The 23,916-nt window shown below is 34.4% G+C and carries 22 protein-coding genes; 4 read left to right on the forward strand and 18 right to left on the reverse strand.

Annotated elements, in window-relative coordinates; genetic code table 11:
* Positions 1-133: 133 nt before the first annotated feature.
* From ACTJJ9_RS09865 to ACTJJ9_RS09895, 7 genes are all read right to left on the reverse strand, one after another.
* Positions 134-1,003, reverse strand: coding sequence for a lysozyme inhibitor LprI family protein (locus ACTJJ9_RS09865; protein ID WP_255451871.1), 870 nt, complete (start codon positions 1,001-1,003; stop codon positions 134-136).
* Positions 1,004-1,044: 41 nt separating this feature from the next.
* Positions 1,045-2,940: an asparagine synthase (glutamine-hydrolyzing) gene (asnB, locus tag ACTJJ9_RS09870; RefSeq protein ID WP_145581856.1), complete on the reverse strand. Its 1,896-nt coding sequence runs from the start codon at positions 2,938-2,940 to the stop codon at positions 1,045-1,047.
* Positions 2,941-2,945: 5 nt separating this feature from the next.
* Positions 2,946-4,352, reverse strand: coding sequence for a sensor histidine kinase (locus tag ACTJJ9_RS09875; RefSeq protein WP_145581858.1), 1,407 nt, complete (start codon positions 4,350-4,352; stop codon positions 2,946-2,948).
* Entirely contained in the window at positions 4,349-5,047 is a 699-nt protein-coding gene (locus tag ACTJJ9_RS09880) for a response regulator transcription factor (protein ID WP_145581860.1), read from the reverse strand. The genes ACTJJ9_RS09875 and ACTJJ9_RS09880 overlap by 4 nt, the downstream gene beginning before the upstream one ends.
* 13 nt (positions 5,048-5,060) lie before the next feature.
* Positions 5,061-6,320: an FG-GAP repeat domain-containing protein gene (locus ACTJJ9_RS09885; protein WP_145581862.1), complete on the reverse strand. Its 1,260-nt coding sequence runs from the start codon at positions 6,318-6,320 to the stop codon at positions 5,061-5,063.
* 459 nt (positions 6,321-6,779) lie between these two features.
* Positions 6,780-8,528, reverse strand: a complete 1,749-nt coding sequence (locus tag ACTJJ9_RS09890; protein WP_440768647.1) for a methyl-accepting chemotaxis protein — start codon at positions 8,526-8,528, stop codon at positions 6,780-6,782.
* A gap of 383 nt (positions 8,529-8,911) precedes the next feature.
* Positions 8,912-9,253, reverse strand: coding sequence for a DUF1801 domain-containing protein (locus ACTJJ9_RS09895; RefSeq protein WP_095302088.1), 342 nt, complete (start codon positions 9,251-9,253; stop codon positions 8,912-8,914).
* A gap of 243 nt (positions 9,254-9,496) precedes the next feature.
* On the opposite strand from ACTJJ9_RS09895, the gene ACTJJ9_RS09900 reads away from it, so the two are divergent.
* Positions 9,497-10,114 carry a TetR/AcrR family transcriptional regulator gene (locus ACTJJ9_RS09900; protein ID WP_095302087.1) on the forward strand — a complete coding sequence of 206 codons (618 nt, stop codon included), beginning with the start codon at positions 9,497-9,499 and terminating at the stop codon, positions 10,112-10,114.
* A 259-nt stretch (positions 10,115-10,373) separates the two neighbouring features.
* Here ACTJJ9_RS09900 and ACTJJ9_RS09905 read toward each other — a convergent pair whose 3' ends face one another.
* The 3 genes from ACTJJ9_RS09905 to ACTJJ9_RS09915 all read right to left on the reverse strand — a co-directional run bounded on the left by ACTJJ9_RS09905 (position 10,374) and on the right by ACTJJ9_RS09915 (position 12,234).
* Positions 10,374-10,826 carry a DinB family protein gene (locus tag ACTJJ9_RS09905; RefSeq protein WP_440768648.1) on the reverse strand — a complete coding sequence of 151 codons (453 nt, stop codon included), beginning with the start codon at positions 10,824-10,826 and terminating at the stop codon, positions 10,374-10,376.
* 167 nt (positions 10,827-10,993) lie between these two features.
* Positions 10,994-11,533, reverse strand: coding sequence for an NADPH-dependent FMN reductase (locus ACTJJ9_RS09910; RefSeq protein ID WP_095302085.1), 540 nt, complete (start codon positions 11,531-11,533; stop codon positions 10,994-10,996).
* Positions 11,534-11,613: 80 nt separating this feature from the next.
* On the reverse strand, positions 11,614-12,234 hold the full coding sequence (locus ACTJJ9_RS09915) for a superoxide dismutase (RefSeq protein WP_145581866.1): 621 nt from the start codon (positions 12,232-12,234) through the stop codon (positions 11,614-11,616).
* A gap of 218 nt (positions 12,235-12,452) precedes the next feature.
* On the opposite strand from ACTJJ9_RS09915, the gene ACTJJ9_RS09920 reads away from it, so the two are divergent.
* Positions 12,453-13,085: a helix-turn-helix transcriptional regulator gene (locus tag ACTJJ9_RS09920; protein WP_095302083.1), complete on the forward strand. Its 633-nt coding sequence runs from the start codon at positions 12,453-12,455 to the stop codon at positions 13,083-13,085.
* A gap of 263 nt (positions 13,086-13,348) precedes the next feature.
* On the opposite strand, the gene ACTJJ9_RS09925 is transcribed toward ACTJJ9_RS09920, so the two are convergent.
* From ACTJJ9_RS09925 to ACTJJ9_RS09935, 3 genes are all read right to left on the reverse strand, one after another.
* Complete coding sequence (locus ACTJJ9_RS09925) at positions 13,349-13,999, reverse strand: FusB/FusC family EF-G-binding protein (RefSeq protein ID WP_145581868.1); 651 nt, start codon at positions 13,997-13,999, stop codon at positions 13,349-13,351.
* A gap of 223 nt (positions 14,000-14,222) precedes the next feature.
* Complete coding sequence (locus ACTJJ9_RS09930; RefSeq protein WP_095302123.1) at positions 14,223-14,492, reverse strand: CD3324 family protein; 270 nt, start codon at positions 14,490-14,492, stop codon at positions 14,223-14,225.
* A gap of 510 nt (positions 14,493-15,002) precedes the next feature.
* Positions 15,003-15,350: a hypothetical protein gene (locus ACTJJ9_RS09935; protein WP_095302081.1), complete on the reverse strand. Its 348-nt coding sequence runs from the start codon at positions 15,348-15,350 to the stop codon at positions 15,003-15,005.
* Between the two features lie 261 nt (positions 15,351-15,611).
* Between ACTJJ9_RS09935 and ACTJJ9_RS09940 the strand changes: the two genes are divergently transcribed.
* Positions 15,612-15,938, forward strand: a complete 327-nt coding sequence (locus ACTJJ9_RS09940; RefSeq protein ID WP_145581870.1) for an antibiotic biosynthesis monooxygenase family protein — start codon at positions 15,612-15,614, stop codon at positions 15,936-15,938.
* Between the two features lie 452 nt (positions 15,939-16,390).
* Here ACTJJ9_RS09940 and ACTJJ9_RS09945 read toward each other — a convergent pair whose 3' ends face one another.
* A complete protein-coding gene (locus ACTJJ9_RS09945) occupies positions 16,391-16,639 on the reverse strand; it encodes a DUF1450 domain-containing protein (protein WP_095302079.1) in 249 nt (82 codons plus the stop codon).
* Between the two features lie 73 nt (positions 16,640-16,712).
* Positions 16,713-17,642: a UDP-N-acetylmuramate dehydrogenase gene (murB, locus tag ACTJJ9_RS09950; RefSeq protein ID WP_145581872.1), complete on the reverse strand. Its 930-nt coding sequence runs from the start codon at positions 17,640-17,642 to the stop codon at positions 16,713-16,715.
* A 296-nt stretch (positions 17,643-17,938) separates the two neighbouring features.
* Between murB and ACTJJ9_RS09955 the strand changes: the two genes are divergently transcribed.
* Complete coding sequence (locus ACTJJ9_RS09955) at positions 17,939-18,808, forward strand: Cof-type HAD-IIB family hydrolase (RefSeq protein WP_145581874.1); 870 nt, start codon at positions 17,939-17,941, stop codon at positions 18,806-18,808.
* Between the two features lie 60 nt (positions 18,809-18,868).
* Here ACTJJ9_RS09955 and ACTJJ9_RS09960 read toward each other — a convergent pair whose 3' ends face one another.
* The 3 genes from ACTJJ9_RS09960 to cysI all read right to left on the reverse strand — a co-directional run bounded on the left by ACTJJ9_RS09960 (position 18,869) and on the right by cysI (position 23,907).
* On the reverse strand, positions 18,869-20,713 hold the full coding sequence (locus tag ACTJJ9_RS09960) for a beta-glucoside-specific PTS transporter subunit IIABC (RefSeq protein WP_145581877.1): 1,845 nt from the start codon (positions 20,711-20,713) through the stop codon (positions 18,869-18,871).
* A gap of 233 nt (positions 20,714-20,946) precedes the next feature.
* Positions 20,947-21,807 carry a BglG family transcription antiterminator LicT gene (gene licT / locus ACTJJ9_RS09965; protein ID WP_095302075.1) on the reverse strand — a complete coding sequence of 287 codons (861 nt, stop codon included), beginning with the start codon at positions 21,805-21,807 and terminating at the stop codon, positions 20,947-20,949.
* A 384-nt stretch (positions 21,808-22,191) separates the two neighbouring features.
* Complete coding sequence (gene cysI, locus ACTJJ9_RS09970) at positions 22,192-23,907, reverse strand: assimilatory sulfite reductase (NADPH) hemoprotein subunit (protein WP_145581879.1); 1,716 nt, start codon at positions 23,905-23,907, stop codon at positions 22,192-22,194.
* Positions 23,908-23,916: the final 9 nt, after the last annotated feature.

The raw sequence follows: 23,916 nt of genomic DNA on the forward strand, positions 1-23,916 counted from the left end.
GGATGGTGGACGCATCCAGCAATGGGCTATGGTCATGAATCAACTATTAGTTCATGACCACCTAAAGGAACGTGTGAAGAAATATCTAGAATAACTTACACACTTTTCTTGACAAGCCCGTTATTTACAGCTTCTACTCCATATACCCTTCCACTAGTTCATAGCATCTTTCTTTTGTTAGCCCTGCTTGTGTGCTTATATATTCAAGTGATTCCATTGTCCCACCTTCATATTTAGATGCAGCTTCTTTTGCTGTTTCGTCTCGGTATTTAATCCAATTTCGTTGTTCTTCCCTTAATTTGTCCATATCACTCGGAGAAAGCTGCTCTTCTAATACTTGGTAAATTTCATTTAACATATTATCCCATCTTGTAAAAATTTCACCTTGAGCCTGTTTCATTTCAACAGTCGTTCCGTTTTCTAATGGCTGTTCAAATTCAACAAGACTTAATTCAATTTCAGCTAACTTCTTTAAATACTTCTCTCGTTTACTCTCGCTATTTGCGTTCTCTTCTTTCTCATCATCCCCGCTTTCTTTAACAATCTCAGCATTTTTTGCTGTTTTCTCTTCCTTTTCTATTACATCATCTTCATTTGTTTTACTTTCAGTTGCTACCTGTTCTTTTTTAGCTAATTGAGCTTTACCTTCTTCAATGTATTTCTCCACTTTTTCTTTTATACTACTCGTAAGTGACTTTTCTTTTAGAAGGTTATTTGCCTTCATTAAAGCATCTTCCCAATCCCCATTTTCCATTGCTTCAGTAACTAGATTGAAGGCAACTAAATTCTCATATAATGTTTTGGCTTGCTTATCATGCGGCTTTTCATCCAATGCTAGTTCAAGTGATGTTTTAGCTTTTTCTATTTCGCCAGTTTCTAATGCTAATTCCGCTTCTTTCATAATTTGATCGAACGCTTCATTTGTTGATACATTCTTCGTTTCAGTATTACATCCAACTAAAAATAAGCAGACAAATCCAATTAATCTAATTAACTTTTTCACTGATCCTTCTCTTCTTTCTATTACATTATCCTAAATGCTTTTTATACGACAAATGTTTCTCTCTCCATAGAAAGGTGATGAAAGTCGTATTTCTTTTCTATATAAACTTGATGCCATATCATAAAAATTAAAACTGTCCAGATTTTCCGGCTGTTATCATGTACTCCTCTTTGATGCTCTGATAGCAAAAATAACAAATAATTCTTTTCAAATAAATGATCAGTTTGACTGTCAATAATTAATTGATAAGCCCAATCAAATAGCTCGTTTTGTAGCCAATGTCTAATCGGAACCGGAAATCCTAATTTTTTGCGATTTAGCACAGAATCAGGAATTATTCCTTCCATTGCTTTTCTTAAAATATATTTTGTTTGTTGATTTGTAACTGTTTTATCATGACTAAGCTGTGACGCTACTTTATACACCTCTTTATCAAGGAATGGAACCCGTAGCTCTAAAGAATGCGCCATCGTCATTCTGTCTGCCTTAACAAGGATATCTCCACGCAACCATGTATGGATGTCAATGTATTGCATTTTTTGAATATCATGAAGGTGGTTGATCGATTGATAATATTCCTTTGTTACATTTGTATATGTCCATTCTCCTTGATAGTTTCGTAAGAGCTGACTTTTATCAAGTTCAGTGAATATCTTTGCATTTCCTATATATCTTTTTGAGAGGTTTGTTGTACCTCTTTCAATAAAGCTTTTTCCTTTAGCTCCATTAGGTAATTTACTTGCTAATGCAAGCCAGCCTTTCTTCATACCATTTGGGAAATGCTTAAAATATCTTAGCGAATGCGGTTCTTTGTAAATATTGTACCCTCCAAATAATTCATCTGCTCCTTCTCCAGAGAGAACAACTGTTACATGCTTCTTAGCTTCACGAGCAATAAAATACAACGGGACTAAAGCAGGATCCGCTACAGGTTCATCTAGATGCCAAACTATTTTAGGGAGTTCTTTAATAAACTCTTCGGGTGTTACGACATAATGAAGATTATCTACACCCAATTCGGCAGCTGTTTCCTGAGCCAATTCAATTTCACTATATCCCTTTCTTTTAAATCCAACTGTAAACGTTTTTATACGTGGATGAATCTCACGCGCCAAAGCGACAATACTCGATGAGTCAATTCCTCCGGATAAAAAAGCACCAACTGGTACATCACTTCGTAAATGCATTGCAACTGAATCTCTTAATACATCTTGAATCTTTTTTACTTCTTGTGCAAATGGTTGATTTATCGGGCAAAAGGTAGGCTTATAAAAAGATTGAATAACCATTGGTCCTTCCAGTTTTTTTGTGAAAAAGCATCCTGGTTCTAGTCTCTTAATCTCTTTTGATAAAGTTTGAGGCTCTGGAACATATTGATAAGTCAAATAATGATGTAAAGATTCCAAATCCATATTACCGTTACCTTTTATAGCATTAACTATACTTTTCTTTTCCGAACTGCAATAAAATTCATCGTCAGTTTCAAAATAATAAAATGGCTTTATCCCAAAATGGTCTCTAGCACCGAATAATTCTTTTTTCTCCTGATCCCAAATTATAAAGCTAAACATACCGCGCAATTCATTAACAACTCGTTTTCCAATATGGCTGTATAAGGCTAAAATAACCTCTGTATCTGAATCAGTATGAAACGTATAGCCCTTTTTCTCTAATTCTTGTTTTAGCTCTAAATAGTTATAAATTTCTCCATTAAAGGTAATCCAATAACGATCATCATATGATAAAGGCTGTCTACCACTCTCAACATCAATAATACTTAATCTTCTGAAGCCTAAGTGAATATGATCATCAAAATAATAGCCCACATCATCTGGTCCACGATGGGTAATCATTGCCGTCATATCAACCGTTGTTAACCTTTTTTCAAGTGCATGTTCTTTAAGATTCGCACTCATATATCCAATAAACCCACACATGTGCTTTACCTCTTTCCATCGTTATCTATTTCTTCTACTAAATTCTTAACCAAAGGTAACTGAACGACAACGGTTGTTCCTTCTCCAAATTGACTAAGAACATCAATCATTCCACCATGCTTTGTGATAATATTTCGAGTGATAGCTAATCCAAGTCCTGCGCCGATTGATTTTGAATCTACTTTATAAAAGGAATCCATAATATACGTTAGCTCTTCCTGCTTCATCCCAATTCCTTTATCACTGATTTCAAGCACAGCAAAATGATTTCTTTCATATAGATTTATTAGTATCTCACTATTCTTTTTTGAGAACTTAATTGCGTTATCCAATAAATTTAAAATTACTTGTCTCATTTTATCTCCATCAGCAAAAAGCCTAACTGGTACACTTTCTAGAACAATTGAAACATTTTTATCTTTTGCCCTTTTTTGAAGCTGTAATGTGACTTCATAAACAAGCCTATCAAAGTTTAATTCAACCTGGTTCAGAGTAATTCGATTTGACTCATACCTAGAAAAATCTAATAAATCTTCAACTAATTTCATCAGCCGCTCAGATTCACTCCGGATCATTCTCAAACCAAATTTTACCTCTTGTTCCGTTAAGTCTTCTGGCGACTCAATCGTTTCAACCCAACCTTTAATTCCTGTAAGTGGCGTTCTTAGCTCATGAGAAATCGAGGAAATGAAATCGGTCTTTAACCGATCCATCTTCACAATTTCATCAGCCATATAATTTAGTGTGTTTGACATTTCACCAAGCTCATGAGGGTATGTTTCTTTTATTCGTTTTTCAAATCGTCCCTTTGACAATTCACGTGTATGCTGAATAATTTCTTTAAATGGTCTTACAATTGAATCTGCGAGACGAAGACTTATAAGAAAGACAACGATTGCAACACCTACACAAATCATCATTCCAAATTTAAGGAAATGTTGAATCACTTCATCAACGTTTGCTAACGTCGATACATAGCGGAGCACCCCAACTACCTGGCCATCTAACATTAGTGGTATATAGACAGCAAGCACTTTCTCTCCTGTTTGTTGAATGACTTCCTTTTTATAAATTGTTTCATAGGAAAATACTTTTGGATCAATCGAATACGTTTTCTCTTCATAAAAACCAGATGAAGATTGAATAAGTTCTCCATCATTTGATAATAGTTGCAGTTCTGCTCGATTATATTGATAGCTTTTAATAATGAGGTCACTATAATCTTCTAAGCTACCATAATTGAACTCATTTCCCTTTTCCCAAATCGGATTAATCGCTTCAACATGATTACGAAACGTACCAGCAATTCCTTGATAATAATAATTTGTTAGGGCAAAGCCAAACACCGTCATGACTAAGCTTAAAGTCAATAGGATAATAATCATGAAATAAAGGATGACTTTGCGCTTCATACATCACCCATCCAAATATATCCTAGCCCCCACTCCGTACATAAATAGACTGGTAAAGAAGGATCAGCCTCGATTTTTTGACGAATCCGTCTAATGTTTACATCCACTACCTTTATATCACCTACATAGTTTTTCCCCCATACCTCATCCAATAATTCATCTCTTGTATAGACACGATTTGGATGGCTCATTAGATAATGAAGAATCGAAAATTCAGTTGGAGTCAATTTTATTTCTCGTCCAGAACAGATTAATCGTTTCATATTCATTTCTAATTGAAAAGGACCGGAAATGAGCCTCCCATCGTTTTCCTTTGAAATTGAATGCTCGATTGTTAGTCTACGAAGCAGAGAAAAAATTCTAGCCTCAAGCTCGACTAAACTAAAAGGTTTATATAAGTAGTCATCTGCACCAATAATTAATCCCTCGACCTTATCCTTCTCCTGAGTTCGAGCCGTTAACATAATAATGCCGACTGTTTGATTGGTCTTTCTAATTTCTTGACATACTTCAAATCCGTCGATACCTGGGAGCATTAAATCAAGCAAAATAATATCAAAGTGCTCTCTATGGTATAGTCTTAATGCTTCCTCTCCAGTTTCTGCCTCCGTTACAAGATATCCTTTCTTTTTAAGATTTAAGCTGACGAAGCTACGTATTGATAACTCATCTTCAACAACAAGGATTTTATTCATGGACTTCCCTCTCTTAAAATTCATCTTCTAGCAAATGGAACTGTTTAAATGGAAACGAATCGTTTTCTTTCATTTCTGTATAAAAAATAGTATTTTGTGTTTCCTTTAAGACATGGCCAGAAGGTTCAACTGATTCACGTTTTCCCCATTTGACATCAAAAAGCAATTCATCATCTGAAACAGAGATTAATTGAATACCATTTTCAAGCTCTTTAACTGTAACCTTTCCATACCATTCTTCTGGAATTGTGATGTAAAATTTATGTTCTCTGTTCGTAAATCTCTCCTCAATCTTTTTTTCTTCACCATTTATTGAATAGGATGAATAGTATTCAATATATGGAATATTTGCAGACGCCTCTTCTTCCCAGCCTTTTGGGATATACATCTGACCTACTTCAATGACTCCATCATTATTAATATCTTTACTATACAGAGGGTAATCTTTAATAAACATGCCGGTAGTTCTTTCATCAACCTTTATCAACTTTCCCCCATCAATAGCTATGATTTCTGTCACCATTGAATGAGCTCCGACTCCTCCATCAATAAACAATGCCAGAGAACCATCATGTAATTTTCCACTCAATACATTCTCATGAAATGCATATTCATCTATATTTACACTTGAACTTACCTCTAGTTGACCATTCCTAAACCGAAGATGCTCTGCCTCCATAAATTCTCTTCTCTTCCCGTGAACTAAAAGAATATCTAAATTTTTATCACGATCATAATCCGCAATATCGATGATTTCATAGCCTTTATTTGCTAGCTGTGTAAGCCCTTCTGCATCCCATTGATAAATTATAAGCTCGTTCTCCGACTCAAAGTCAGACATTCCAAGTCCAATGACGATTTCTAATAGTCCATCATTGTCTAAATCATGAAAATTGAAATAATCAAGCTTAAAGTAATCAAATTCAATGTCCGAGATTTCTTTCCAGTCATTTTCAGTTTCTTGCAAAGAAAGAAGATGAACTTCACGCTTTTCCCCTAATCCTCTATATAATAGAAACGCTTCCTGGTTCCCATCACCATTAACATCAGCAATATAAATCGATTGTTTTTTATTAGCATTTTCTGGGACCAATAATTCACTATTAGAAGGTAGAAGTTCAAACGCTTTTTCACTTAATTGTATTTTCTGTTTTTTCTCCGGTTGTGGTGCTTCAATTAAAGCATTAGGAGATTCAACAAGCTGGCATCCGGATAACAACATACTACTCATAACGAAACCGAACATTAATGTTGATTTGCTTTTCTTTCTCATGGTGTACACTCCATTCATTTATACCAATTACTGCGCAAATTGGAATAACTTCATTATATAAGTCCGTCTCTATAAAAGAGTTACAAAAAAGTTACAATGTGAATTTTTTATCGATATATGTAATCATTTAACCTTAGTATTACATTCGAAATAGATATTGTGAAGCAACGCTAAGAAAATTAGAAGATTAAATAACGTAGAGTTAAAAACATTTAGAATATCAAACGAGGAGATGATGAGGTTTTTTTATTGATGACAGATTTCACTTGAGAATTGGTTGATTTTTTCACAAGGTTGACAATTTCTCAAGAAAGGTTGAGAGATTTGACTTACTCATTTGGGAAACCTAAAGCTTTTTTAGGCTCCTAAATCATTTTTACCGAATTTGATTTATAATTTTAGAAAAAATAAGGATCCCCCATCCAAAGGAGATCCTCATCATTTAGAAATTTAGTTCTGTTAAAATGAATACTTCTTAAGCAATTCATCTAATTGCTTGTTTAATTCTGTAAGATGTTCTGCGGATTTTGCTACATTTGAGATGGCACCGACTTGCTCTTCTACTGATGCTGTAATTTCTTCAATCGATGCTGCTGTTTGTTGGGAAACACTTGATGCATTTTGAATAGCGATTGTGATGTTTTGATTTTCATTTGTGATTTGTAATAGTTCTTCATTTAATGCTTCAATTTCACTAATTGTTTGACTAATTGCAGTGTTAATATGATTAAATTCCATCTCGGTTTCTTTTACGGCTTGATTTAATTGCTGTGAATGGACAGTCGTATTCTCCATCGTTTCTACTGTCTTTACAGTTTCTTTTTCAATCCCAGCTATCATATCCTGAATTTGTTTAGTCGCAAAATTAGATTGCTCTGCTAGCTTTCGAACCTCACTAGCAACAACAGCAAAACCTTTCCCATGCTCACCCGCTCGTGCAGCTTCAATACTAGCATTCAATGCTAAAAGATTTGTTTCTGCTGCAATACTTTCTATTGTAGCTGTAATTTTAAAAATGTCGCCTATTTTAGTGGATAATCCCTTTATCCCAATACTAATTTGCTCAAAAGCCTTTATAGAATCATCGTTTGTTTGGAGTAACTTTTGTACGATTTTCTTTCCTTGCCCGGCTGCTTTAACAGAATCTAATGATTTTTCCTTAATTGCATTTCCTTGTACATTCATTGTTTCAATTAATTGATTTAATTGCTCAACCCTTTGATTTGTATCATCTAAATCTGTTGCTTGGGAAATGGTTCCGTTAGAGATTTCCGATATTGCACGACCGATTTCTTCACTACTTGCAGATGTTTCCTCAGATACTGCTGATAACTCAGTTGCGGAATCAAGCAAATGATTGCTCGTTTGATGCAGATTTTGTAGTAACTCACTCAGTTGCGATGTCATTCGATTAAATGCATAGCCTAATTGACCAATTTCATCTTTTGATTCAGGTAATGTTACTTTTTCAATTCGACCTTGCGATATATTAATAGCTTCATTTGTCGCATCAACAAGTAAATTCACTTTCCTTTTTGTTAAAAAATAAAAGCTAGCAAGACTAATAACCGCTATCATTGCAGTAATGACAATAATCAAGATCTTTAGTTCCTGAAGTTTACTATAAAACTCATCCTCGTAAACAGCAATTCCAATTGAAAGATCCCATGGCTTAAAGTGTGTCATATATGCAATTTTATTTTTCACTTCCCCAGTCTCATCATTTTTATCAGCGTATACAACATAATGTTGATCTGGAGATTTTGCTTTTGCTCCTTCGACCATTTTCTCCCGATTCTTTGTATCAGTTGGGATGGAACCCACTTCATTCGATGGATGGATTTGTGCTGAATAGTCTGGCCCATAGCCAAGAATATAGCCGCTATCCTTATATAAAAATGCAGATTTCTTAAAATCATATCCCCCGTCTCCTGTTAGCTTTGGTCCATTTAATAATACCCTTGCCTTTTCCTTTGCATCCTCAAGAGTTAGTTTCTCATTTTCAACTTGTTCATTTAATACCGATAAAGTAACAGATGCTCCTTCTACAATATACTTTAGCTCTGCCTTCCCTTCATCAATTAATAGTTTTTTTGCGATTGAATAGCTTGTAAAACCAATAATTGATGATGTAATAAGAATAATGATACTAACTAAAAATAGTAATTTTGTTGATACGCTGTTCCAATTTAGTTTTCGTTGTTTCATAGTTTTACCCCCTTCTTTTATTGTTTAGAAAATAAAAATAACGGTTAAATCAAAAAAATCTATATAGTTACTATATCGACTACATTCGACAATTATTTACATTACCTTTACGAAATTCCACTTTTTACATTATTTTTCCTATTATTTACCTCTAAACAAAAAAAGCATCTATTAAGGCACGCTCCTTAATAGATGCTTTTTTTGTAAAAAGATTTAACAATCGCAAATCCATTGCTTCATTATCATAATTAATTTCTCAGTAAAAATAATTAGCTATTCCTCATTTAGTAAATTTTTAAAACTTACTTCTTCTCCATTACTGCAAAGTAGTTATCCTCACCACTAAAAAGTGCGGATCGTAATGTTATTATTATCTTTACCATTTACAATGAGTGCGAAGCTAACGTTACCCATGAAAAAAGCTGGTCAAAATCAACAACTTGATCCTTTTTAAGCTTAACCGTTTTTCTTTCAGGTGGACCATCAAACATATCTTCTGGTAATGCCAGCCCTTGAGTGTTAAAGATTGTAAAGCTTACAGCATCCTTCGAAGTTGAGATAACAGCAGCATATTTACCATTTTTCAAGAAATGCGGTTTCTTATATTGGATCCGTTCGACAACATCTGGGATTGCTTTATGAACAACATCTCGAAGGTGAGTACAAATTTTAGCCTGCCATGATAATTTCACTGTTTCAATGAATTCGGTTACATCTGGATTCATAGCTAAAAACTCCTTTCTTATTTAAGAAGAGGCTCACTGATTATTAACTTGCCATGTTACCCATTTTTGTCGTTAACCTCTCCAAGCCCTTTGTCGCTTTTACTTTAGAAAAGGTAAATTATATAATGAATGTAAAATACAACTTACCTAAAGTCAAGTTATATTTTACATCATATTCAGTTAAACTTGACTTTCATATTAGGAATCTCTAACATATTCTCTATCGAGGAGATGGTGAATCACATGGGTGAAATTCGAAATGCCGAGCGAACACGAAAAAATATTTTACAGGCAGCAAGAGAAGAATTTTTTGAAAAGGGCTATACTGGGACGAGAATCGAATCGATAGCAAAACGCGCAGGTGTAAATAAACAGTTAATCTACCATTACTTTAAAGGAAAAAATGAACTAATTGATGAGACAATCAAGCATTTTATTACACAATTACCCTCAGAAAATTTCACATTACCGGCAAATCCTGCTCATATCGCAGAATTCCGCTATAAAATAAATCAGGAACACTTAATGGATTTTTTGAAATTTACTGCATGGGAAGCTGTCGAAAAATTACCTGATAGCATAAAGGGAGAAAAGCAAAGGAAAAAGATTCTAGATTCCTATAATGAGGATATGAAATCAAAACAGGAGATGGGATTAGTACCAAAGGATTTAGATCCAACTCTTATTACTTTGATGATGTCTAGCTTAACAATTTATCCTCTATTGTATGGAGAAGTTACACGGATGATTACAGGACTACATCCCGACGATCCGATGTTTCAGGAAAAATGGACGAAATTCCTTCGTGAAATTAGCGAACGAATCTTTCATACAAAATCCTCCTCCAATACTTTGGAGTAATTATCCTTTTCTCTTATATGCTCTTCTTTCAGCATACTCTGAACAAGGTAAACATACTAGAAGCTTTTTACCATTATCATCGATGTACGTACGTAATGGGCTATTCTTCCTTTTACATATACTACATTTTTTATTAAAAATGCGTAACAATGGCATATCCAAGTCCTCCTTTAGGACATTTACGATTTTTCCTTCAATAAGTCTTTGCAAAATTGTGTACGATAAGCGATTGAAGCATGTTCAATCGCTTATCCTAATTTTAACGAAAAAAAGGAACTTCCGCAACCTCCACTAAACGCGCATAAAGAAATAGCTGACCTTTATGATGAATTTCATGATCATACATTGCCAGCAAATAATTTCGCTTTGGTCCTTGAAGCCTAGGATGTGAAGCATTGTTCTCTTTATGTAATTCCTCATCTGTTATAGATTCAAAAGTAGTTTTTGTTTTTTCAGTAAATCGGCTTACAACATCACGAACATCCTTCATCGTTCTACATGGAGGGATATCAGGTGAAGTGAATTCTTCTGTTTTCACCATCGAAACAAAAACGTCATTCCAGCCTGCAATATGCAAAGCAAGTTCACCAAGTGTCATAGCATCATCCCATGGTTTAAAATCGATATGTTTATCATCGATCTTCGCTAATAATCCTTCAAGTACTGTGCGATGCTGAAGCCATTCATTCATCATTTGTATTGCCTGACTCATTTTTTACTACCTCCTATTAGACCATGATGAATATACATTTCTCTATTAGATAGGTAGTTTCCTTTTTTTAGAAGTTAAATTTTCAATACATTCCTTATATTTAAATAGATTGAATGTCCCAAGTAACTATCTTTGCTATTTAGGACACTTATTTAGAAAAACGTATTCTATTCAACTTCTAAACTTCTCTTCAATAAAACCAACTCTTCAGCTAATTTCTTGATTCTCTGCTTAACATCAACATCGATTATTTCATTATCCTCATCAAATTGATCATTATGGATAAATACATTACCAGTAGGAACAGTCCCTTTTAGATAAGTAAGAATCGGCTTTAATTGATATTCTGGTACTAGAAAGTGCTTTTCGGTTCCACCAGTAGTGATCATTCCTGTTACTTTAGATTTAAATGCATCAATCGGTAAATGATCTAACAGATTTTTTAAAGCACCAGTTATTGAGGCTTGATAAATTGGGGTACCAAAAAGGAGAACATCTGCAGCTAAAATCGTATTTACTACCTTTATCGTATCATCATTATAATAGCTTAACGGTGTCCCTTTCACAAATTCAACATCATACTCCTTTAGGTCAACAAGCTCAACTTGTATATCTGAAGCGATATTTTTCGCAGCAGTCAATACTTCATAGACCGCCTTTGACGTTTTTGAGCCAATTAGTGACCCTGAAACACCAACGAGTTTCATAACATTTCCTCCTAAACGTTTATCAATTTGTAAAAAGGGCCAGACCCCATCATTTGGTGTCAGACCCTTATGAACCTCGCTTATTTTACAAGGTTTTCGAATTTTTCTGCTACTACATCCCAGTTGATGATATTAAAGAAGCTTGCAATATAATCAGGTCGTCTATTTTGGTAATTTAAGTAGTATGCATGCTCCCAAACGTCTAAGCCAAGGATTGCTTGCTTTCCTTCCATAATTGGATTATCTTGATTTGCCGTGCTAGAAACTTGAAGTTTCCCCTCACCATCAACAATCAACCATGCCCAACCTGAACCGAAGCGTGTAGTTGCAGCTGTAGAGAATTGTTGCTTAAACTCGTCAAAGCTTCCAAATGCTTCATTAATAGCTGAATCTAGCTTACCAGTTGGTGCTTTATTATTTGAACCAGGGGCAATCACTTCCCAAAATAATGAATGGTTTAAATGACCGCCTCCATTGTTTCTAACGGCTGTTCTAATTTGTTCTGGAGCTGCATCTAAATTCGCTAATAGATCTTCTAACGATTTTTCTTGTAATTCAACTGCTCCTTCAAGTGCAGCATTTAAATTATTTACATATGTTTGATGATGTTTTCCATAATGAATTTCCATCGTTTTTTGGTCAATATGTGGCTCCAATGCGTTAAAATCATAAGGTAAAGCTGGTAAAGAATAAGTTGACATAATAAAAATCCTCCAATTCTTTTTATACTTTATAGTATAAATAGTATATATAAAGAATATCCGATTCTAACTGGAAAATCAATGCAATTGCTTAAAAAAAAAAAAATTATTTTGAAAAATTTATCCAACTCTTCTCTCTCCAAACATTTTATACTTTATGGTATAATTATTTATTACTTAAAATACTTTCTCCACATTCTTATTTTGGAGGTGAACATATGAATCATTCACAATCAAGCACGAAGGACCGTATTCTTCAATTACTGAAAAAAGAAGTTTCGTTAACTGTTAATGAATTAACAGATCATTTAGATATCACACATATGGCTGTTAGAAAACATCTAATAGGTCTTGAAAAAGATGGTCTCATCAAAACAAAGGAAGTAAAGCAACCGATGGGGAGACCATTACAAACATACTCCTTATCAGATAAAGCAGAGGAATATTTCCCTAAAAACTATGAAGGAATTAGCTTAGAGTTTCTTCATGATATTAAAGAAATACATGGGGAAGAAGTTGTTCAGCAATTATTTAAAAAAAGAGAAGCACGTCTTATAGATGAATATTCACAAAGAGTTCAACGAAAGGATTCAGCAACAGAGAAACTTCAGGAAATCGTCAGTATCCAAAACGAAAAAGGCTATATGGCTGACCTAGCAAAAATTGATGATGACACGTACGAAATCACAGAATACAATTGTCCAATCTTATCTGTTGCTAAAGATTTCAAGATTGCATGCAAATGTGAGACAGATATGTTCAAACAAGTACTCGGTATCGAGCAGATTAATCGAACATGCTGTCGAACAGAAGGGGATAATCATTGTAAATTTTTATTAAAGTTCGGTTAATTGTTTGTATAAACGTGAGTCTCCTCAGAAGGAGAGTATCTTATCATGAAGGAGACTCACATGTATTAGTTCCTGAATTAGAAAATCACCTAATGTAGCGTAAAATTGTTCAAATATCAAAGCTTTCGTAAAAAAAAGGGCGGTCCTCTTTCAAGCATAGAAATTAAGGATTTAACATTATGTTATTAAATCTTATTTTCTCTGTCTGAATGGACTGGCCCTTTTTGTTTAGCTTTTTGTACTCAAAATATGATGTGAAGAATTCACATTCCTAATGACTCCTTTATAACAGCTGTTAAATATTCACCATTTGTTATGTTTTTATTGCATTCACCACTGTCTGAGCAAATAAGATTTCCAATGGACTTGTAATAATCCGGGTTTTTCGTTTTTTTTGTTTTTACTATGGTGGAAAAATAAGCAATCTCACTCAAAGAATTGCAGATAGAACAAATATTTTTTTTATTTGTCGGTGTAAATTTACATTCAATGCCGACCATTCTTCCATCTACTTCGTACACGATAAACTTTTTGTTGGATCTTAGATCATTCCAGCTTAAATACGTTAGCTTGTTATGATCTATGTTTGCTAAATCAGGCAGCTTTAATTTCTTATTTTTCGGAAACATTTTTTTCAGTTGCTGCTCGGTGATTTTAGGAAAGGGTAGCAAAAAAGATGCAATCCGATCAATATATTGCTCATACTCTTCATCTGTCTTTAATCTAGAAAGATCTAATATTTCTTGCTGCTCCAATGATGCATTTGGAATAAGATCCATAATCTTAGCATTAGCTAAATCGATTTCAGCTGCCAAAATACTAGGTGGTACATTTTTCTTGGCAGTATCTTTAATAATAGCAATTTGTTTTTTAATAAAATTGAACTGTTCATTTTTAATAAATTTATCTGTCATAACATAACTCTCCTATCATGCTAACATCTCTTTACGCTTATTTTAATGAATGCAGCAAGCTTCTAAAATGGAGAAAATGACTTAGAAACGTTTTTTACATAAACGAAGGGTGACTCAAAAGGGTCTGACCCCTCAATCACCAATATATAGACTGACCACATCTTAGTTCTATATATTGTGTTTGACGGGTCTGAACCTCTCGTTTTGAGCCACCCTCGTTGTTCTACTTTTTATGTGAATAAACAATTTTCTTAATAGTTTCCGTTGAAAGATAATATTCCTTAGCAAGCTGCTGAATACTAGTACCACTACAAAAGGATTTTTTTATCGCAGCATTCCGATGATCAAGCAGTTGTCTCCCGCCACTTGAAGTTCCCCACTTCCGATACTCCGTCTCTTGCTTAGGAATGTAAAGGGTTTCCCCCTGAACATATTTTTGGATTTCCACAATTAGCTTTTCGGGTAAAACTTTCGTTGCATTAATATATTTCAATTTTGCCCGCCCCTTATTTGATTTTTTTAAATAAGGTGCAAAGCCAAAATATTAGAAAAGCTTGTTCAGCGATAAGATTAAATGTTTCGCCCCATGCAAAGTATCGCCTTTCCAATAATAGGCTTTGCATGAGTGGAAGAAGACCTAGACAATCTTAAATGATTCTCCATCTGTAAGCACCCCCTTTAATTACCCATTATAGCGAAATCCTCTATTCAATTGAACCGATTTCTACTTGTTTTTCATGTGTTTCGGAGAGGCTTCACTTGTTAAAAATATATATTTGCTACACGTTCGAACCTCAAAATAGAATGTTTCCAAGCTTCTATTCCTCTATTGAATAGGAGAAAACGTCAACGATTTTTATTCGCTGGTCAACTTGCTGTTTTTTACAATATTTCACTCATATGCTATTCAATCAACTTATCACTCTAAAGCTACTCGACGTCAATCTAAGGTAAAAGCACGATCTACTGTGAAGGTAGTAAGGTTATCAATATTGAGCTTAATCTACATTGAGGTAATTAGTAGCATTAGAAACATTAGAATCGCTAATAATATGCTCAAAAAAATACTTGCTAAAGATATAATGATATTCCTTTTTATTTCTTTTACTCCAACAACGAGACCAAATATAATCGTACCTAACCAATAAATATTAGCTACTGTTTCATTAAATTTTTCTAAGATTCCACTAAAGAATAAAACAAACAGAATTAGTTGTAGTAATAGCGAACAAACTCCGAGAATGCTTGGTTTATTTGTTGTTTTCTTTTTCTTATATAAAGTAACACCTACCACAAAGAAAAGAAAAGCCAAACATACAACAAACAACATAATAAAACTAGTAAATGCCATACATTTCCCTCAAATCTTTTTTAATTTAGTTTAGTTAAATGCATTCATTTAACCTTTCCTTAGTCCCATAAATTATATCTTAATATACCCAGTAATTCTATGTATAAATTTTTCTGTATTTTCAAAAAGTTAATTAGCAATTCATTAAATTGATATACCCTCTAAAAAAAATCAGTTATTATCATAGTATTATACATTTACTTTATTAATCTAAATCGAAAGCTATTCTAAATAAAGGAATTAATATTGGAGGAATTAATAATGGACAAAAAAATCAATAAACCGCACCCACCCTATTATGCAGTAATCTTTTCTTCCCAGAGAACAGAAGGGGATAATGGGTATGGAAAAATGTCAGAAGCTATGGAAAAGCTAGCTTCTGAGCAACAGGGATTTTTAGGTATGGAAAGTGCAAGGGATAACAAGCTAGGTATTACAGTATCTTATTGGAGATCGTTAGAAGACATTAAAAATTGGAAGGAAAACTCCGCCCATAAAATTGCACAGGATAAGGGCAAACGAGAATGGTATAAAAGATACCAAGTTCGAATTTGTAAAGTTGAGAGGGATTATTTATTTGAAGGATAATTCACCAATGGCAAAAGAAAAGCGCATGGAACAAGTCAGACCCCAAAAAGTTAGTTCTTTCGCTCTTACTTTTGGTGGTAACCACCCACTCCATGCGTTTTTTCTTATGAACAATTCGAAATCCTTATAAAAACAATACAGCTAAATACGTTATAGTGAAATAACATTCGGACTGATTAATTCATCTCGATTATTTTTGGCATATAGACAGTTTCATTGAAGCATACTATCGCAACAACATCTTTTTTCAACATTCACTTACTCTCGTCCGATTTCTAACTGAAATTACATTAACTATTCTTCATCTATATATAATTTGTAGTATACCGAACTCTACGCTTTCTAGAATGACCCGCTCCCAAATAGCATTCATACCTTACACATCTTCTAGCTAAGGAGTATGCCTTCCTTAAAAACTTAGTGCGATTTCTCACCTAATAGGTCAAATATTATTACAATGAATACTCCGCCAACTCAGCTTCGATTTGTTCTTTAATTAATGCCAAGCATTCTTCTGATGTTTTGGCAAAAATTCGTTTTCCGTTTACAATTGCATATGGTCTCTTTGCACACATTCCACAAAAGGAAAGGCAGCTACTTTCAATCACTGCCACTTCTGGATATTGTGCTTCCAAAATGCTTTCGATATCAAGCTCATTAATTAAGCTACCATCACATATTTCAACGACAACGATTCCCATCTGCCTTACCTCCTTACTTCATGGAATTTTTTATAAAGCAATTTACTTCAATAACTCAAATTAATGAAAACGATCAATCAGCATCGCTTTCATCTCGGCCAATGATCATTACCTCTGTTTCTAAATCTACCGCAAATTTCTCTTTTACCGTTCTTTGGATAATATTAATCAAATCGGTATAATCCTTTGCAGTCGCATTATCAACATTCACGATGAATCCAGCATGCTTCGTAGAAACCTCGGCACCACCAATTCTTAATCCTTGTAGACCACAATCCTGGATAAGCTTGCCAGCAAAATAGCCAGGAGGTCGTTTAAATACACTACCACATGACGGATACTCCAATGGCTGTTTACTTTCTCTAAGGAAAGTATTCTCATCCATCTTCGCTTTTATTTTCTCATAGCTTGCTTCCTCGAGACTAAATTCTGCCTCTAGTACAATATAATTCTTTTTTGAAATAATACTTTTTCTGTATTCTAACGAAAGTTCCTCATTTGATAAAGTAAATCTCTCACCTTCATCATTCATAAGCAACGCACTTTTTAAAACATCTGAAATCTGTCCGCCATACGCTCCAGCATTCATATACAGTGCTCCGCCAACAGTTCCAGGAATCCCGCAGGCAAACTCTAGGCCAGATAAATTTTTTGCTAACGCATATCTTGACACATCAATAATTGCAGCACCTGATTGTGCATATATTGTGTTGGACTCAGCTCTTATTTCTTGCATTGCCACAAGACTTATTGTTAATCCGCGAATCCCCTTATCTTTTACAATTAAATTAGAACCGTTACCAATCAATGTAACAGGAACTCCGTATTCCTTTGAAAGTTTGATAATCTTTTCTAATTGATCATACGTTGTTGGGGTAGCAAACACATCAGTTTCTCCCCCTAATCTTGTGTACGTATGCTTTTTTAATGGTTCAAAAAATTTAATCTGATCTTCTGTTAATATCTTAAGCAGCTTTTCTTTATATGTTAAATCAATTTTCATCTGAATCTTCCTGTTCAATAAATTTTATTGCCCTTTATATTTTATATAGTAAGGTATAAAAAGTATATGACCCATTACACCATAATGTCATTGTTTTTGCAAATATTCAAGTTGTCTTCTAATACAGAAAAAATTTACATAAAATTAAAGGAAGCTATACATACTTCACTATCGTAAAAAACCAATGAAGTGTATACTAAAAATAAGATTAATTGTTTTATATATTTAATCAGTATATAATTTTTTTGCTTACTATTCTAGATATTTATTTTTATTATCTTAAAGGAGGATACATTGTGAAACTCTTAGCGACTGATTTAGACGGAACATTACTAAACGAAAATCATGAGATTAGTGCAGAAAATGTTCAAGCGATTAAAAAAGCTGAGAAGCATGGCATACAAGTTGTTGTCGCTACAGGGCGCACTTACCATGCTGCGAAAAAACCTCTAGAGGCAGCTGGTCTTAATCTTCCTATAATTTGTTTAAATGGCGCAAAAATTTATAACAATGCTGGCCAATTACTAAAAAGTACTCCATTAGAAGAACAAGACTGTAAAAGAATTCAGGCAATTTGTGAAAAAGAAGGCTTATATTTTGAAGTATTTACAAACCAGGGCGGATTTACAAAAAGCCGTGAAGGTTTTTTACAGGTCATGATTGATATTATGATGTCTTTCCATCCAACTACTTCACGAGAAGAAATTCGCGAGATGGCATTGCAGCGTTTTCAGGATGAAGAAATAAAAATTACTCCAGATATGAATGAACTATTCGAGCGTGAAGACATAATCGTCTATAAAATTCTTGCATTTTCTATGAAAAATGAAAATTTAAACCCTATTTATCTTCAATTAAAAGACAAGGAAGACTTAGCTATTACCTCATCAGGCTTTTCAAATCTAGAATTTAATCATAAAGATGCACAAAAAGGACCTGCTCTTGAACACTTTGCAAAAACGCTCAATATCGCTATGAAAGATGTAATGGCGATTGGAGATAGTTATAACGATGTTTCAATGCTAACGATGGCTGGACGCGGTGTTGCAATGGGAAATGCCGATAATGAAATCAAGCAGTTGTGCAACTTCACAACAAAAACAAATAGAGAACATGGCTTTGCACATGCAGTAGAGGAAATGCTTGACGAATTAAAAGTAAAATAGACATATTATTAGTGACAATCTCGTTATCACAATGAAGATTGTCACTAAATTGGTCTTTTACTATTTTACTATCGTAATCAAACGCTCCCCTACTTCAACATTTTCTGCTTCACTACTTATCACATCAAGATATTCCATTGAATTGGTGATCACAATTGGTGTTGTAATCGAACATCCGGCATGGACAATGCCCATAATATCAAAGGTAGCCAGTAATTGGCCCTTTGTAATTTTATCACCTTTATTTATTTGTACATCAAAATCCTTTCCACCTAGTTGTACAGTATTCATCCCAATATGAATAAGAATTTCAATCCCTGCATCAGAGGTAATTCCAAACGCGTGATTAGACGGAAAAATGGATGTAACGACGCCGTTTACTGGAGAAAACAACTTCCCTTCAGTCGGAATAATTGCCACACCACCTCCAATCGCACCAGAAGAAAACACTTCATCTTCAACTTGTTCTAAAGGAATAACTGCTCCTGCTAAAGGACTATATATGATTGAATCCTCGATTGCTGGATGCTCTGCTTTAGATGAAGGTACTATCTCATCATCTTCTTCTTCATCCCTATAACCAAATAAAAATGTTCCTATAGCTGCCATGCAAACAGCAATGATAATCGCAATAATAAATAATGGAAAGCCTTGTCCGAAATAAACTGGTAAGGTCGTAAGTCCAGGAACTGCTACTGAATTAGCTGCAGCACCAGAAACTCCGACGATTGCCCCACCGACTGCTCCACCGATACACCCGATTATAAACGGCTTTTTAAAACGTAACGTAATCCCATATATAGCTGGTTCTGTAATGCCTAGAACCCCTGCAAATGTAGCTGGACCTGAAATAGCCTTCACTTGCTTATTCCGCGTTTTCAGCCAAACTCCTAAGGTTGATCCAGCCTGAGCAAAAATTGCAGGTGTAAGCATCGCAGCAAATGTGTCTAAACCAAATTGAGATAGATTATTTACTGCAATTGGTACAAGACCCCAATGAAGACCAAAAATAACAAGAATTTGCCAGAAAAAGCCGACGATTGCACCTGCTATAAATGGACTGCCTTCATACAAAAATGAATAACCAATTCCTAGCCATTTGCTAACAATCGTGCCAAAAGGTCCAAAAACTAATAAAGTTAACGGTACCATTGTCGCGATTAAAAATAATGGTGTGAAAAACGTTCTAATTGAAGAATGAAACCATTTATTAATAATTGGCTGAATTTTTGACATAACATAAACAGCTATGATTATCGGAATCACAGAGGTTGAATAGTTTGTTAAAAAAATCGGTAGCCCCAAAAATGTAATATCCAATCCTTCATTATAAATTTCAATTAAATCCGGATACAATAAGGCACCAGCAATTACGACAGATATATATGGATCCGTTCGAAATTTTCGTGCCGATGTAATCGCAAGCAAGATTGGCATAAAATAAAACAAACTATCTGCTGCAGCGTGCAATATTTGATACGTACCTTCCTCTTTCACTATCCAACCAAAGTCAACTGCTAAAATAAGCAAGCCCTTTAATATACCGACACCTGCCATTGCCCCTAATAAAGGGGTAAAAATGCTTGAAATAACATCTATTGCACGATTAAAAAAACTCTCCTTATCTTCATCTTGTGCTTCCTCTTCTTTTACATCATCAAGGTTTGTTGCCATCATTATTTCACGATAGACCTCATTAACATCTGGTCCGATGACAATTTGAAATTGTCCAGCCATTTCCATGACTTGAATAACATTTGGAAGTTTCTTAAGCATAGCTTTATTTGCTTTTTCTCTATTTTTAAGTTTAAAACGTAGCCTTGTTGTACAGTGAACTAGAGCGGTTACATTTTGTTCACCACCAACAAGAGTTAAAATTTCCTTTGCTAATTTGGAATGATCCATTTGGCGATCCCCCTAATTGGGTTAATAGTCCCTTATAATTAGAATACAATGAAAAAAAGGAAAGTGGAAGTGTATAGAATAATAGTCAATTCATTTACACTTCTAAGCCAAATAAAAGCCTAAATTTCCCAGGACATAAAAGCGGAATTGCAAAAAGATTTTACGATTTAACAACTCTTTAAGTCCTTGAGATATTTAGGCTTTTCCTAATTATTTTTAAACATAATAAGTACTTATGAATTTTGTTGATTCCACTCATGTCTTTGCGTAACACGATGAATATGCAATGTTAAATAAATGATCTCATCAGTAGTAATTTTCCAATTATATTTCTTTTCAACAAACATGGCAATTTTTTGACTACATTGAAACGCTTGCAAATATTTCCGCTTCACCTGTTCATATAAAAAATCATCGGAATTATCTTGAAACCTTTCCTTTCGGATAAATCGTAAAGCAAAGAAACGAAGATGTGTTAGAAATCGTTCATAGTTAATTGAATCCTCATCCAAGTCCATTTGAAAATGATACTTTACAATACTTAAAATACTATCAACCATTTTCGTTACTTGAACAGCAGCTTCCATATTTTCACCAGTTAACTGGCTATTGACTAAGTGTAAGGCAATGGAACCCGCTTCATCCTCACCAAGTCTTACTCCTGTTTCTTCTTCAATGATGTCGAGGGCTTTTAATGCAACTTGATATTCTTCCTTATAATATTTGCGGATTTCCCAAAGCAATGCATTTTTTAAATCAATCCCTTGCTTATGTCGACTTATTGCAAAGCTTAAATGATCTGTTAATGCTACATACAAGTAATCATCAATTTTATAAGATAATTGCGATTTGGCATAATTTAAAATCTTATATGAAATTTCTAAGTACAATTCCGGAGTATCAACAAGTAATTCCGCAAGCTTGTCAGATATGCCTTGATTTTCAAGTACAAATTTTTTCTCAATTTTATCAGGCTCAATCTCGTCTCCAATCTTTTTTTGAAAAGCAAGCCCTCTTCCCATAACAACTAATTCCTGATTATGTTCATTTTCAGTTAAAACAACATTATTATTGAACACTTTACTAATTTTCATTTCACTCAGCCCTTGTACCATTATTTTAATTGTTTGGGGATTTACACCCATTAGGATAAGACTAATTATATAATAAAAATAAAAACCTAAACTTGAAATAGAATACTGACAATATCAATATTCTATCACAAATTTAGGTTTTGCCTGCCGAACAGTAACAATCCATTATTTTTATAAAACGGTTTATTTTATTTATAACATGTATACGGGAAATGTCAACCCAAAAATGAGGTATGATGAAATAGCTTTCACGACACCATTCATTATGGTTTACAAAGTAAAATCTAAGTATTTTGTCATTGTTCTTTAATATCTAGCTATAGCCCCAAATCTCCCTAAGGGAAAAGGAGCTATAGCAGGTTAAGTTACTTCTACAATTTATTATTAATCGTGGTAATTTGTTCCATCTGTTGTTGCTTTAATGATTCCAGCACGAATAACAAAGTCACCGAAATGCTCACCATCTTCACGTTCTTTTGCATAACGAGAAAGGAGAACACGTAATTCACTTAAAATATCTTCTTCACCGATATTTTCACGGTAGATTTTATTTAGACGGCTTCCGTCAAATGCTGCTCCAAGGTACATATTATATTTTCCGACTGATTTACCAATAAAGGCAATTTCACCAAGGGCAGGACGTGCACACCCGTTAGGACAGCCTGTCATCCGAATTGTAATTTCCTCTTCACGTAAACCATTTTCATCAATAATTTCTTCTACCTTTTCGATAAGCTGAGGTAAATAACGTTCTGCTTCTGCCATTGCTAACCCACATGTCGGAAGTGCTACACATGACATTGAGCTACGGCGAAGAGCAGAATAATGTGCACCATCTGTTAAACCATACTGCTCAATTAATTCAATAATTTTTTTCTTTTTCTGAGCTGAAACATTGGCAATAATAAGGTTTTGGTTAGCAGTTAATCGAATATCCCCTTTATGGATTTTAGCAATTTCACGCAAGCCTGTTTTTAACTTATATCCGTCATAGTCAGCAACACGCCCACCTTGAACAAATAATGTAAAATGCCATTTTCCATTAAGCCCTTTTTCCCAGCCATAACGATCGCCATTGCTATCAAAATGGAATGGCTTTGCTTCTTCAAGCTTCCAGCCAAGGCGGTTTTCTAACTCTTCTTTCACTGTTTCTAGACCAAGTCGATCAACTGTATATTTGAAACGAGCATTTTTACGAACCGAACGATTTCCATAATCACGCTGAATCGTAATCGTTTTTTCTGCAACATCATAGATTTGCTCAGGTTTACAGAAACCAATTACTTTCGCAAGCTGTGGATATGTTGCTTTATCTCCGTGTGTCATCCCCATACCGCCACCGATTGCTACGTTGAAGCCGATTAATTTTCCATCTTCAACTATTGCAATTAAGCCAAGATCTTGGGAATAAACATCAATATCATTAGATGGTGGCACAGCGATACCAATTTTAAATTTACGTGGTAAATAAAGTGGTCCATACATTGGCTCTACTTCTACATCTGGAGTACTCGCCACTTTTTCTTCGTCAAGCCAAAGCTCATGATATGCTCTAGTTCGTGGTAACAGATCGTTACTCAATTTCTTTGCCCATTCGTATACTTCTAAATGAACATCAGATTTATAAGGATTTGGGTTACACATAACGTTTCTGTTTACGTCACCACAAGCAGCAATCGTATCCAATAATGATGCATGAATCGCCTGAATCGTCTTTTTCATATTCCATTTTAATATCCCATGCATTTGGAACGTTTGACGAGTTGTAAGCTTTAACGTACCATTCCCGTACTTATCTGCAAGTTCATCCATCACTAGCCATTGATCAGGTGTTGCAACACCACCTGGCATCCGAACCCGAAGCATGAACTGATAAGCTGGCTCTAATTTTTGTTTTTGACGTTCGTTACGAAGGTCCCGGTCATCTTGCAAATAACTCCCGTGGAATTTCATTAAACGGTTATCATCATCTGAAATTCCTGCGCTTAGAGGTTCAAGCATTGATTCTTTAAGGGTGCCGCGCAAATAATTACTTTCTTCTTTTATGCGCTCAACATCACTCGGCTTGCCTTCTGGCGCTTTTAAGATTTGATTCCCCATGTTGATTAA

It is taken from the genome of Metabacillus sp. 22489, assembly GCF_052044855.1.
In the GTDB taxonomy this organism is placed as follows: Bacteria; Bacillota; Bacilli; order Bacillales; family Bacillaceae; genus Metabacillus; species Metabacillus niabensis.